A 12,704-nucleotide genomic window follows, 5' to 3' on the forward strand; every position below is an offset into this window, starting at 1 on the left:
TCAGCGCAGCACTATCCAAGGAACAAGCCATGCGCGTCATCATCTGCGGCGGCGGCGTGATCGGGGCCTGCACCGCCTGGTTTCTCCGGCGCCACGGCATCGAGGTCATCGTCATCGAACGGACCGAGGTCGCGGCCGCCGCCTCCGGCAAGGCCGGCGGCTTTCTGGCGCGTGACTGGTGCGCCGGCTCGCCGCTCGACGCACTCGCGCGGCGGAGTTTTGCGCTTCATGCGCAACTGGCGCAGGAGATCGCGGGCGATTGGGGCTATCGCCCGATGACCGCGTATAGCGGCTTTGTTGCGTCCGGCGGCGATCCGCGCCGGAATGCACCATCCGCGCTCGGCTGGCTCGCCAACGGCGTCGTCATCGCGCAGCGCATCGGTACGACTGAGACGACGGCGATCGTTCATCCCCGCAAATTTACGTCGGCCGTGATGAACGCGGCAGTCGCGCAAGGCGCCGAGCTTCGCGTTGGCCGCATCACGGGCATCGTGCGCGACGCGAATGGGACGACCGCGAAGGGTGTCGAGGTCGAAGGCAGCCTCGTTGAGGCGGATGCCGTCGTGATCGCGATGGGGCCATGGTCGCTGCTCGCCGCGCAATGGATGCGCCTGCCCGCTGTCTATGGCCAGCGCAGCCCGAGCATCGTGTACGATCTCGGCCCCAACGTGCCGGCCGATGCGTTGTTCCTGGAGTATGACGAGGACGGCAGCGCCGTGTCGATCGAGGTCTTTCCACGCGCCGATGGCAGCACGCATATCACCGCACTCTCTGACATCGCGCCGCTGCCGCTCGATCCGGCAGCCGTGACGCCGGACGTCGATGCGATCGCGCGCCTGCAAATCATGTGTGAACGGCTGTCGCCATTGTTTCGTCCCGAAAAGATCATCGCGCAGCAGGCCTGCTTTCGACCGGTGACTGAGGATGGCCTGCCGTTGATCGGCAAGGTGCCGCAGAGCGAAGGCCTCTATGTTGCGACCGGGCACAATGTCTGGGGCATCCTCAATGCGCCCGCCACCGGCGAAGCGCTGGCGCAGCTGATCGCCAAAGATGCGACGCGTGGTGACTTGTCGCCATTCGATCCGGCCCGATTGAGGCCGCTCGATCCATCACTGCTGCAAGCACGCTGAACCGGCATCGCTGCTCGTCTTGTAGCCTGGATGGAGCCAGGCGACCGTCCGCTCCAAGGCTTCGACTCCAAGGCTTCGATTCCAAGGCTTCGACGCTCACGCATGCCCGCCGACAGAATCTGCATGCCTGCGCGCGTCATGGGTGTCTCGCACCTATCCTGCCCGCAATTTGCGCAGCGCTAGACTTTAGTCCGTCTCTACCAATCCTGGACGCGGTTTCACTTGCCGAGAATGCCGTCGCCGTTATAGTTGCGACATAATGGCTCACAAGAGGCCTGTTCAAAGGGAGAGAACAACATGAAAAAACGACTCTCTGTTGCATTGCGAATAGCGCTCGGTGCGGCCGCGACAGGCGCGATGATGGCAGCGTCAGGCGCGGCACTTGCAGCCGATCCCCTCAGGATCGGCGTGATCGCGGAAGCGCAGGCGATCGCCGGCGCCTCCATTCCGCAGGCCGCGCAACTTGCCGCCGACGAGATCAACGCCAATGGCGGCGTCGACGGCCGCAAGATCGAGATCATCTCCTACGACAATCACTCCTCGTCGGCGGATTCAGTGCGTGCGTTCCAGCGCGCTGTGAACGAGGACAAGGTCAACGCGGTCATCGCCAGCTATATCAGCGAGGTCGTGCTGGCGCTGGAGCCCTGGGCCTCGCGGCTGAAGACGCCGTTCGTCACGCCGGGCGCCGCCTCCAACGAGATCAGCAAGAGCGTCCACGCCGATTACGAGAAGAACAAATACACCTTCCACGGCTATCTGACCTCGGCCGCGCTGGCACTCTCAGTCTGCGACGGCGCCAAGGACCTGCTCGTCGACAGGATGCACATGAAGACCGCGGTCATCATGAGCGAGGATGCCGCCTGGACCAAACCGCTCGACGTCGGCTACGAGGAATGCCTGCCCAAGATCGGGCTGAAGGTGCTCGACCACATCCGCTTCTCGCCCGATACCACCGACTTCACGCCGATCTTCAACAAGATCGAGGGCTCCAAGCCCGATGTGATCATCACCGGCATCTCCCATGTGGGCGTGCAGCCGACGGTGCAGTGGAAGAACCAGCAGGTGCCGATCCCGATGTTCGGCATCTCCTCGCAGGCAACCAACGAGACCTTCGGCAAGGACACCAATCAGGCGGCCGAAGGCGTGCTCTATCAGGGCGTCTCCGGGCCCGGCGTGGCGGTGACGCCGAAATCGGTGCCGTTCGCGGAGAACTTCAAGAAGAAGTTCGGCAATTATCCCTCCTATGCCGGCTACACCGCCTATGACGAGGTCTACTACATTGCCGACGCGGTGAAGCGCGCCGGCTCGACCGACGCCGACAAGCTCGTCACCGCGCTCGAGAAGACCGACTGGGAAGGCACGATCGGCCGCGTCCAGTTCTACGGCAAGGACGATCCGTTCACCCACTCGATCAAATATGGCAAGGGCCTGATCACCGGACTGATGCTGCAATGGCAGGACGGCAAGCAGAGCGCGGTCTGGCCCAAGGACGTCGCCAAGGTCGACGTCAAGTTCCCGAGCTTCATCAAGCTCAGCAACTAGCAGGACAAGCTCCCGGGACCACCTCCCGGGAGCTTCCGCATGCGGCTCTCCGCAGCACCTTTCCTCAAAGCGGCAGCTCGGCTGCCACCCGGCCAATCATAGATGCGAGCTTTCCAGATATTGATCGATGGCTTTGCCATCAGCGCTCTCTACGCTCTCGGTGCCACCGGCTTCACCCTGATCTTCGGCGTCTCCGGCGTGCTCAATCTCTCCCACGGTGCCATCATGGTCGCCGCAGCGGTGGCGGCCTGGGCCGCTGCCAGCATCCTCAACGTCGGCACCTATGCCGGTGCACTGATCGGGGTCGCCGTCGCCCTCCTCACCGCCTTTGCGACCTATTTCGCGGTGGTGAAGCCCATTCAGGACTCCCGGCGCATCCCCAATGAGGAGAAGGAGATATTCGTCCTCACGGGAACGCTGCTCTGGGGCATCATGATCCAGGAGCTGATCGCCTATTTCTTCACCAACAACGCCAAGACCGTGCTGCCGATCGTCGAGGGCGTCGTCGAGATCCTCGGCGTCCGCACGCCGAAGAACGAGATCTTCACAGCCATCGTGTGCTGCCTCGTCATCGCACTGCTGTGGCTGCTCGTGAATCGCACCCGCACCGGCAAGGCGGTGCTGGCGGCGTCGATGAACCCGCGCGGCGTGACGCTACTCGGCCTCGAGCTCACCAACATCTACGTCGTGGTCTGGGCGATCTACGGCATCCTCGCCGGCATCGCCGGCGTGCTGCTCGGCATGTTCTTAGGGGTCAGCTCCTACAGCGTCGGACCGCTGACGGCGAGCGCGTTCTCGATCGTGGTGCTCGGCGGTCTCGGCAGCGTCTCCGGCTCGCTGATCGCGGCCTTCGTGGTCGGCTATCTCGAGACGCTGACGGCCTACCTGGTCTCGCCGGCCTACCGCACCATTCCGGCGCTGCTGCTGCTCGTGTTCGTGATGTATATCCGGCCCCAGGGCCTTCTGGGGAGGCGCTGAGATGTCCACCTTCTTCACCTCCCGCCTGTTCTTCATCTCGGTCGTGCTCGTCATCGTCGCGGCAACGCTGCCGCTCTACGTCTCCGGCTACGTGCTCGGCCTGCTCACCGTCGCGTTCTATTTCGGCGTGTTCGCGATGGCCTGGGACCTGCTGTTCGGCTTCGCGGGCGAGGTCAATTTCGGGCCCACCTTCCTGATCGGCGTCGGCGCCTACACGGCCGGCATTCTCAACGCCCAGTACGGCTGGTCGGTCTATCTCTGCATCGTGTTAGGGGCGCTCGCCTCCGTCATCGCCGGCCTCGTGCTGGCGTTGCCGGCGCTCCGGGTCCGCGGGCCCTATTTCGGCCTGACCACGCTGGTCGCGGTGTTGATGTTGCAGAATTTCATCGTGGTGTTCGCCGATCTCACCGGCGGCGAGATCGGCCTGACCATCCCCGACGTCATCACCATCAACGCCGGCGCCAACTACTGGATCGCGCTCGGCTTCATGACGATCTCGGCGGCGATCCTCTACGGCCTGTCGCAATCGCCGATTGGCCTCGTGCTCCAGGCCAGCGGCCAGGATCCGGTGCAGGCCGGCGCGCTCGGCTTCAACATCGTCAAGCACAAGCTCGCCGCCTTCATCGTCAGCGCGTTCTTCTCTGGTTTATCCGGAGCGCTGCTGGTGTTCTATTTCGGCACCGCCTCGGTCGGTACCGTCGTCGACGTCGCGGTCGGCGTGAACGTGATCGTCTCAGCCGTGCTCGGCGGCCGGCGCACCGTGCTTGGCGCCGCGCTCGGCGCGATCTTCCTGATCGTCGCCGGTGAATTCTTAAGGCCAACTGGCGAGCTCGCGACCTTCATCGTCTCGGCGATTGCCTTGCTCGTCGTGCTGTTCTTCCCCGGCGGCTTCCTCGGAGCGGCCCTCTCGCGTGAGGCGCGTTCGTGATGGATATGATCGCAAACCGGGCCGTGCTCGACGTCCGCGGCCTGACAAAACGCTTCGGTGGATTGACGGCGGTGAAGAACCTCGGCTTCGAGGTCAACGCCGGCGAGATCTTCGGCCTGATCGGGCCGAACGGCTCCGGCAAGTCGACCGCGATGAAGAGCGTGATGGGCATCGAGCGCCCGACATCGGGCGAAGTCATCTTCGAGGGCGAGAACGTCGCCGGCCTGCCCGCGCACAAGATCGCGCGCAAAGGCTTTGGCATGGTGTTCCAGCACTCGCGACCGCTGAACCGGCAGACGGTGCTGGAGAACATCATGGTCGCGCTGCTGCCGGACAGCCTGTTCATGCTGTTCCCGGACAAGGCGCTGGTCGAGCGCGCCAAATGGATCGCCGACCGCGTCGGGTTGGGCAGCGTGATGAACCGCCGCCCGCCGACGCTACCCTTCGCCGATCTGCGCCGGCTGGAGCTTGCGAAGGCGATCGCGCGTGACCCAAAGGTCGTGCTGGTGGACGAGCCCTTTGCCGGGCTGACGCGGGCGGAGGTCGACGTCTTCTCCGACCTGATCCGCAGCTTTCGCGACGAGGGCCGCGCCGTGATGCTGGTCGACCACAACGTCAAGAGCGTCGCCGCGCTGGTCGACCGCGTGCTCGCGATGTATCTCGGCGAGGAAATCGTCACCGGCAAGGCCGACGACGTCATGAAGAACGAGACGGTGCGCCGGGTCTATCTCGGCGGCGCCATAGAGACCCATGCGCGGCCCGAGACCAGCTTCAAGGACAAGGTGCCGCTGCTCCAGGTCGAGAATGTCAGCGTGTTCTACGGCAAGGCGCAGGCGCTGGAAAACGTCTCGATCCACGTCCACGAGGGCGAGTTCGTCTCCGTCGTCGGCCTCAACGGCGCCGGCAAGACCACGCTGTTCAACACCATCTCCGGCTTCCTGCCCTATAGCGGCGAGATCGTGCGCAGCGGCGCCAAGCTGCGCGGCACGAGCCCCGCGAAGATCGCGCGCAGCGGGCTCGTGCAATGCCCGGAATCGCGCGAGCTGTTCGGCGAGATGAGCGTGCGCGAAAACCTCGATCTCGGCGGCCAGCATCTCTCCGACGACAAGCGCGCCGCGCAGCTCGCCTGGCTGTTCGAGCTGTTCCCGATCCTGAAGGAGCGCCAGGGCCAGATGGCACAAACGCTCTCCGGCGGCGAGCAGCAGATGCTCGCGATCGGCCGCGCGTTGATGATGCAGCCGCAGATCCTGATCCTGGACGAGCCGACGCTGGGCCTCGCTCCCGTCATCCTCGAGCAATTGTCCAAGGCGCTGACGAAGCTGCGGCAGACCACCGCGATCACGGTGCTACTCGGCGAGCAGAACGTCACCTTCGCGCTGCCGCATGCCGACCGCGTCTATGTGCTGGAGCACGCCCGCATCGTCTGGGAGGGCGATCCCGGCCGCTTCGCGAGCGAAGCCGGCGCCGATTTTCTTTAAGTCCGTCAACATCAATAAAAAACATAGAAAGGGAAACGACCATGCGACCTTCAATCCTCGGCAGCAGCCTCCTCACCTCCGCATTGGCGCTGTGCCTTGCCGCGCCCGCCTACGCGCAGTCGAACGATCCGATCAAGATCGGCGTCATCGCCGAAGTGCAGTCGATCGCTGGTGCTGCGACCCCGGGCGGCGCGCAGATCGCTGCCGACGAGATCAACGCCAAGGGCGGCATTCTCGGCCGCAAGGTCGAGATCGTCACCTATGACAACAAGAGCTCGTCGGCCGACTCGGTGCGCGCGTTCCAGCGCGCGGTGAGCGAGGACAAGGTCTCCGCGGTGATCGCGAGCTATATCAGCGAGGTCGTTCTCGCGCTCGAACCTTGGGCGGCGCGGCTGAAAATGCCGTTGATCACGCCGGGCGCCGCCTCGAACGAGATCACCAAGGCGATCCACAACGACTACGAGAAGAACAAGTACACCTTCCACGGCTATCTGACCTCGGCCGCCCAGGCCCAGCTCGTCTGCGACGCCGCCAAGGATCTCCTGGTCGACAAGCTCAAGTTCAAGACCGTCGCGATCATGAGCGAGGACGCGGCCTGGACCAAGCCGCTCGACGTCGGCTACGAGGCCTGCCTGCCCAAGGCGGGCCTGAAGGTCGTCGAGCATGTGCGCTTCTCGCCCGATACCACCGACTTCACGCCGATCTTCAACAACATCGAGGGCAAGAAGCCCGACGTGATCGTGACCGGCATCTCGCATGTCGGCGTGCAGCCGACGGTGCAGTGGAAGAACCAGCAGGTGCCGATCCCGATGTTCGGCATCAGCGCGCAGGCGCTGAGCCCGACCTTCTGGAAGGACACCAATGGCGCCGCCGACGGCGTGCCGTCGCTGGCAGTGGCGACGCCCGACGTCGCCGTGACATCCAAGACGAAGCCGTTCGCGGCCGCGTTCAAGGCCAAGTTCGGCACGCCGCCGGCCTATACCGGCTACACCGCCTATGACGAGGTCTACTTCATCACCGAAGCGATCAAGCGCGCCGGCTCGACCGATCCCGACAAGATGGTCGCCGAACTGGAGAAGACCGACTACGAGGGCACGATCGGCCGCATCCAGTTCTACGGCAAGGACGACGAGTTCACCCACGGCATCAAGTCCGGTCCCACGACCGTGTCCGGCCTCGTCTTCCAGTGGCAGGACAGCAAGCAGGTCGTGGTCTGGCCCGAGAAGATCGCGGAAGGCAAGCTGAAGTTTCCCGCCTTCGTGAAGCTGTCGCAGTAACCGGCTCGTCCCGGCATCAGGCCCACCGCTCGTTCGCGAGCGGTGGGCTTTTCTTTGTTCTTCAAGAATCTTTGTCCTTCAGGAAACATGCTGCGCCGCGGGCGGCCCGTAGCGACCTTGGGTCACGTTGACGTTTTGCCGCAACCTCCGCCATGTACCCCGCCGGTGATGAAGCGGAGCATCTCAGATGGACGCAGGCATCTCTCCCGGACAATCTCCCGCACCTCAAGATTTCGCCCAGATATTCAGGCTGATCGGTGGGTACCGCATTTCGCAGGCCCTACGCGTTGCCGTCGAGCTTGGCATTCCGGATCACCTGGCGGCAGGCCCGCGCCATTGCGACGATCTGGCGACAACGACCGGAAGCCATGCTCCGACGCTTTACCGGCTGCTTCGCTTCCTGGCCGGTGCCGGCCTGCTCGACGAGACGTCTCCGAAGCAGTTTGCGCTGACACCTCTTGGGTCTACCCTCCGCGCCGATATCCCGGCTTCGATCTGTCCGGTGGTGCGGCTATGKCTCAGCGAGTCGCACTGGCAATCCTGGAGCCATCTTCTGCACTCCGTACAGACCGGCCAGCATGCCTTCGATCACGCACACGGGACGGGGGTCTTCGACTATTTGCGCGAGGACGCCGAGCTCTCCGCGATTTTCAACGCGACGATGACAACCAGCTCCGCCCGGTTGGCCACCGCGCTTCTCAAGCACTACGATTTTCACGGGATCGGCCGCATCGTCGACATAGGCGGCGGACATGGCTTCACGCTCACAACGATTCTGGCCAACCACCCGACCATGCAAGGCGTGCTGTTCGACCTTCCCGATGTCGTAGCCGGCGCGTCTCTGGAGGCGATTGGAGGCACGAAGCGATGTGAGATCATCGGCGGGAGCTTCTTCGAAACCGTTCCGGCAGACGCAGATGCCTACATCCTGAAGCAGATCATCCATGACTGGGACGACGATCAATCGCTGGCGATCCTGCGAAATGTTCGCGCGGCAATGCCAGGACATGCTCGGGTTCTGCTGATCGAACGACGGATCGAGCCAGATCATCGCGACGCCATGCGCGTGCTCCATATCGACATGGAGATGCTGGTCAATGTCTCCGGCATGGAGCGCACCGACGCCGAATATCGATCCCTGCTGGAGCAGGCCGGATTCCGATTGGCGAGGGTGGTGCCGTTGCTCGACGGCGCGGGCTTTGCGGTATTCGAGGCCATGCGCTCCGACACGAACTGAGGTCGGGCAGATCGCTCGATGCGGCTCGCCTTCGCAGTTGCGTTCTGCGCCAGCACCCGTCTATCGACCTTTCGCCATGTTGACTTTCCGCCTCCCCGCTCCCCATAATTCGCAAAAAAATAACAAGACCAATCAACAGACGGGTTTTGAGGGAGGATAGGATGCCGACTTCACGCAGGCAGCTGCTGAAGAGCACTGCGGCTGCCGCCGCTGCACTCAGCCTCGATTGGACCCGGGCCCAGGCGCAAGCCGAGAATTTGCGCATTGGCCTGATCTACGACCTCACCGGCCCCTTCGCCGCCGGCGGCTCGGTCGCCTCGTCAATCGGCGCGCAGATCGCGATCGATCTCGTCAACGAGAAAGGCGGTGTTGGCGGCAAGACCAAGATTGCTCCGGTCGCCGCGGATTCCCAGAGCAAACCCGACGTTGCGATCAACGAGGCCGAACGCCTGATCAGTCAGGAGAAGATCGACATCATCAACGGCGTCTATGCGAGCTCGCATGCGGTGCCGCTCGCGGCCAAGGTCGAGCAGCAGAAGAAGATCCTCTGGATCACGACCGCGGTCTCGACCGCCGTGTTCAAGGACAAGAACCTGCAATACGTGTTTCGAGCGCAGATCCATTCCGACCAGTATGGCCAGGCCTTCGCGAGCTTCCTCGCCGAGCATGCGCAAGGCAAGCTCGGTATGGATCCGAAGGACGTCAAGGTCGCGCTGATCCACGAGGACGGCCCGTATGGCGTCGGCGTCGCGGCGGCCGACGAGGCCTATGCCAAGCAGGCCGGCATCCAGGTGGTGCTGCGCGAGGGCTACTCCGCCTCGGCGCCCGACCTCTCGGTGCTCGTTACGAAAATCAAGCGCGCCAAGGCCGACGTGATCTCGCATGCCGGTTACAACCCCGACATCACCCTGTTCCTGCGCCAGGCGCGCGAGAGCGGATTGCGCTTCAAGATGCTGTTTGGCGCCGGCGCCGGCTACAGCCAGCTCGACAAGCTGCGCGCGACCTTCGGCGCCGACATCGACAATTTCTGCAACATCGATCCGGTGCCGGCGCAATTGCTCGATCCCGCAAAGCTCGCGCCGGGCATCGGCGATCTGACCAACGCCATGGTCACGCGCTACAAGGCCAAGACCGGCGCGACCGAAGTGCCGCCGCATTGCTCGATGGGCTTCAACCAGACCTGGGTGCTGCTCAACAACGTGCTGCCGGTCGCCAAGGAGAAATACGGCAGCTTCGATCCCGAGGCCATCCGCAAGGCCGCGCTCGACGTCGACATTCCCGCCGGCGGCACCATCCAGGGCTACGGCGTGAAATTCTTCCCGCCGGGAACGCCGCTGTCCGGCCAGAACGAACGCTCGACGCCGGTCGTGATGCAGAACGCCGGCGAGCGCATCTCGGTGGTGTGGCCGACGAACATCCGCACGCAGGACCCGGTGTTTCCGCTGCCGAAAGGCTCGACCTACGGGGCGTGAGGTGATGCGGACGGTCTCTTCCCCTCTCCCTTTGTGGGCCTGTTGCGTAATCGGTTTTCGAGGCTCAGGACGGTTGGAGAAGGGATGGCAGCGTGCCCGCGGTCTCTTCAGCGGCCCTACAACACCACCCGCCGTCCCTCCTCCGCGGCCCAGTAGCCCGCGTAGTTCACCTTGATCGTCTCATACGCCAGCGCCAGGTCCGACAGCGGCTGCCTCCCGCTCGCGGCGCATTCCATGAAATCCTGGATCTCCTGGAGATAGCCGCGTGTCCACTCCTCCTCGAGGCAGACATATTGCCAGCCGGTTTTGCGGTCGACCTTCTCGGTGATGTAGACGCTGGCGAGCTTCTCCTCGCTGGTCTGGTAGCTCATCAGATGCGTGTTCGGGGTGATGTTGGCGAATAGTGAGCCGCCGCTCGTGTAGGTCTCGATCAGATTGCGCACGCCGCCCATGATCATGTCGCCGGAAAACACGGTCGCCTTGGTGCCGTCGGAGAAAGTCGCCGTCAGCGTGCCCCAATCTTCGACATCGACCGGATTGGCCTTGATGTAGGTGCGCTCCTCGGGCTTCAGGACGGCCGTGACGTTGCCGACATCGCCGGTGACGCTGGCGACGCGGATGGTTTCGCCGCGCGCCCTGGCCTCCACCTGCTTGAGATAAAGCACGGCCGAGAGCGGATGGCAGCCCATGCGGATCAGCGAGCCGCCGCCGGTCATCGCCCATTGCGCGGCATGCGCGGCGTGCGAGCCGGAATGACTCTCCTCGCCCTTCATGAACAGGATCTTGTCCTTGGTCGCCCTGATGATCTCCGCGGTCTTGGCCACCGCCGGTGCGTAGATCCAATCCTCCGCATACATGAAGAGCTTTCCAGTGCGCTCGATCGCGACGCGGGTCGCGTCCATCTCCTCCAGCACCCGCTCATACATCAGCGCCTTCGGCACATGCTTGCCGATCGGCTGCGCGTCGCCTGCACGGCCGAAATAGCCGGCGAACGGCTTCTCGCAGATCACGTGCTTGCCGGCCTGCATGCTGGCGACGATCATGTCGGCATGGAGATTGGGCGGGGTGCAGATGTCGATGACATCGAGTTCGCGGTCCGCGACCAGTTCGGCGAAGCTGCGATAGACCCGCGGAATCCCGTGGCGGCCGGCGAATTCAACGACATGATCGCCGCGCGCCGCGACCGCCGCGACCTCGACATCCACCCCGTAGACGCGGCGGAACGCATACATGTGCAGCTCCGACACGAAGCCGCAGCCGACAAGTCCCACCCGAATCCTGGCCATAGCGCCCCCCTTACCCTTGCGTTGGGCGGCACTATAGCGCGACGGCCAGCCTATTCCACCGAGACCCGCACCAGGCCGGCGCTCATCATGCCGAGCGCTTTGGCCGCCGGCACCGAGAGATCGACGATCCGGCCGCGGATGAAGGGGCCGCGATCATTGACGCGGCACTGGATCGACCGGCTGCCGTAGGACACCCTCAGCACGGTGCCGAACGGACGCGTGCGGTGAGCGCAGGTCAGCTCGCCGCCCTTACCGGCTTTTCCGTAACCGTAGTATGAGGCAAGCCCGCTTTCGGCTTGCGCGACAGAAAATGCAGAAAGCGAAAAAGTGGCCAGACTGAAGAAAAGCGTCGTCTGCGTTCGCACGGCACCGCTCCCGGTTGCCCTGCCCGGCGCTGCAAACGTCGATTTGTTCCGGTAAGTTCCAGGAACACTGCCGGGCGCGCCCGGCAGTGCCATCACACATTGTTACTGTTTATGGAACACCAGCGTGCGGACCTCGATGCTTTCGCGCGGTGCCGCATCGGCCGGCGTGGTCGGATCGACGAAGGCCGTATGCGGCCCGAACCGGGTCCGGCCGTCGGTCGCGGAATCATAACACTTGAGCAGCAGCGCCTCGTCCGGCGTCATCTCGGGAAAATAGAACCAGCGATGGTTCGGATTGTATTTCACCGAATAGGTCTCGCCGCGGCGATTGGGATAGATCAGATCGGAGGCGACGAGATCCTCGGGCGCGACGCTCGTGCCGTCGGCCATCGCCAGCGGTGAATCGCGCAAGGGTCCGCGGATCGGCCGCCACAGGTTGATCACCTGCACCCGCCCTTTCAACAGCGCGTCGGCTTCGTCGGGCAGATGCTCGCGCACGCGGTTGGCGCCGGAGACGGCGGTCTGGTCGACATGGACGCGCGTCGCAGGCTGGCGCGGGCCGCCGTCGCGAATATCCGCCGCCCCTTCGACACGCCTGCGCACGGTATGATCGAAGATGACGACCCGGTCGGCCTTCAGCGTCGCGCGGAGGAACGCCTCGACCGCGGGGTAGTAGACCGCGCGGATTTCCTCGTCGTTGTAAAAATCCTTCACCTGCGTCGGGTGACGCACCAGCGCAAAGCCCTCGCGATCGAGCGAGAAATTGTCCGCGATCAGGCGCGCATCGAAGATCGGGACCTGATGCGGCTCCGGCAACGACGTGCTCTTGGGCTCGCCCGGCGGCGGATCGAAAGCATAGGTGCGCGGCTTGCCCGAAACCGGCGCGAGGTAGTTGAGTTCAGCAGTGACGAAGGGAAGCGATTCGATTTTTGTTTCTTGCAGGCCCATGGCCGGTCTCCCGATGTGGTCGTCTGTGTGATTTTTGCGGGGATGCGGTGTGGTGCAAGGGAG

Annotated in this window: 11 protein-coding genes; 8 read left to right on the plus strand and 3 right to left on the minus strand. The window is 64.0% G+C overall.

Translation table 11 applies throughout. The annotated features are described in order from the left end of the window. Positions 1-29: 29 nt before the first annotated feature. The 8 genes from AC1DW2_RS06850 (at position 30) to AC1DW2_RS06885 (ending at position 10,042) form a co-directional block, all read left to right on the plus strand. Positions 30-1,130 carry an NAD(P)/FAD-dependent oxidoreductase gene (locus AC1DW2_RS06850; protein WP_477005531.1) on the plus strand — a complete coding sequence of 367 codons (1,101 nt, stop codon included), beginning with the start codon at positions 30-32 and terminating at the stop codon, positions 1,128-1,130. 357 nt (positions 1,131-1,487) lie between these two features. Beyond that, positions 1,488-2,672, plus strand: a complete 1,185-nt coding sequence (locus tag AC1DW2_RS06855) for an ABC transporter substrate-binding protein (protein WP_477005612.1) — start codon at positions 1,488-1,490, stop codon at positions 2,670-2,672. Between the two features lie 102 nt (positions 2,673-2,774). Beyond that, positions 2,775-3,650 (plus strand): branched-chain amino acid ABC transporter permease, encoded by an 876-nt coding sequence (locus AC1DW2_RS06860; RefSeq protein ID WP_028156504.1) that lies wholly within the window; start codon positions 2,775-2,777, stop codon positions 3,648-3,650. A gap of 1 nt (position 3,651) precedes the next feature. After that, positions 3,652-4,578 (plus strand): branched-chain amino acid ABC transporter permease, encoded by a 927-nt coding sequence (locus AC1DW2_RS06865; protein ID WP_477005532.1) that lies wholly within the window; start codon positions 3,652-3,654, stop codon positions 4,576-4,578. Continuing rightward, the gene (locus AC1DW2_RS06870; RefSeq protein WP_477005533.1) at positions 4,578-6,056 is read left to right on the plus strand and encodes an ATP-binding cassette domain-containing protein; all 1,479 of its coding nucleotides are present in this window, start codon (positions 4,578-4,580) and stop codon (positions 6,054-6,056) included. The genes AC1DW2_RS06865 and AC1DW2_RS06870 overlap by 1 nt, the downstream gene beginning before the upstream one ends. A 41-nt stretch (positions 6,057-6,097) precedes the next feature. Further along, positions 6,098-7,333 carry an ABC transporter substrate-binding protein gene (locus AC1DW2_RS06875; protein WP_085401578.1) on the plus strand — a complete coding sequence of 412 codons (1,236 nt, stop codon included), beginning with the start codon at positions 6,098-6,100 and terminating at the stop codon, positions 7,331-7,333. 187 nt (positions 7,334-7,520) lie between these two features. Then, positions 7,521-8,570: a methyltransferase gene (locus tag AC1DW2_RS06880; protein WP_477005534.1), complete on the plus strand. Its 1,050-nt coding sequence runs from the start codon at positions 7,521-7,523 to the stop codon at positions 8,568-8,570. Positions 8,571-8,731: 161 nt separating this feature from the next. Further along, entirely contained in the window at positions 8,732-10,042 is a 1,311-nt protein-coding gene (locus tag AC1DW2_RS06885; protein WP_283017455.1) for an ABC transporter substrate-binding protein, read from the plus strand. Between the two features lie 116 nt (positions 10,043-10,158). Here AC1DW2_RS06885 and AC1DW2_RS06890 read toward each other — a convergent pair whose 3' ends face one another. From AC1DW2_RS06890 to AC1DW2_RS06900, 3 genes are all read right to left on the minus strand, one after another. Continuing rightward, the gene (locus tag AC1DW2_RS06890; protein WP_477005535.1) at positions 10,159-11,328 is read right to left on the minus strand and encodes a Gfo/Idh/MocA family protein; all 1,170 of its coding nucleotides are present in this window, start codon (positions 11,326-11,328) and stop codon (positions 10,159-10,161) included. Positions 11,329-11,378: 50 nt separating this feature from the next. Beyond that, positions 11,379-11,693: a septal ring lytic transglycosylase RlpA family protein gene (locus AC1DW2_RS06895; RefSeq protein ID WP_477005613.1), complete on the minus strand. Its 315-nt coding sequence runs from the start codon at positions 11,691-11,693 to the stop codon at positions 11,379-11,381. Between the two features lie 102 nt (positions 11,694-11,795). Further along, positions 11,796-12,641: a CmcJ/NvfI family oxidoreductase gene (locus AC1DW2_RS06900; protein ID WP_477005536.1), complete on the minus strand. Its 846-nt coding sequence runs from the start codon at positions 12,639-12,641 to the stop codon at positions 11,796-11,798. Between the last annotated feature and the right edge of the window lie 63 nt (positions 12,642-12,704).

It is taken from the genome of Bradyrhizobium sp. P3_C3, from assembly GCF_056402655.1.

Coding starts and splice junctions, on each gene's coding strand:
- AC1DW2_RS06870 (WP_477005533.1), top strand. CDS start 4,578: ATGGATATGATCGCAAACCGGGCCGTGCTCGACGTCCGCGGCCTGACA.
- AC1DW2_RS06885 (WP_283017455.1), top strand. CDS start 8,732: ATGCCGACTTCACGCAGGCAGCTGCTGAAGAGCACTGCGGCTGCCGCC.
- AC1DW2_RS06865 (WP_477005532.1), top strand. CDS start 3,652: ATGTCCACCTTCTTCACCTCCCGCCTGTTCTTCATCTCGGTCGTGCTC.
- AC1DW2_RS06875 (WP_085401578.1), top strand. CDS start 6,098: ATGCGACCTTCAATCCTCGGCAGCAGCCTCCTCACCTCCGCATTGGCG.
- AC1DW2_RS06860 (WP_028156504.1), top strand. CDS start 2,775: ATGCGAGCTTTCCAGATATTGATCGATGGCTTTGCCATCAGCGCTCTC.
- AC1DW2_RS06900 (WP_477005536.1), bottom strand. CDS start 12,641: ATGGGCCTGCAAGAAACAAAAATCGAATCGCTTCCCTTCGTCACTGCT.
- AC1DW2_RS06850 (WP_477005531.1), top strand. CDS start 30: ATGCGCGTCATCATCTGCGGCGGCGGCGTGATCGGGGCCTGCACCGCC.
- AC1DW2_RS06890 (WP_477005535.1), bottom strand. CDS start 11,328: ATGGCCAGGATTCGGGTGGGACTTGTCGGCTGCGGCTTCGTGTCGGAG.
- AC1DW2_RS06855 (WP_477005612.1), top strand. CDS start 1,488: ATGATGGCAGCGTCAGGCGCGGCACTTGCAGCCGATCCCCTCAGGATC.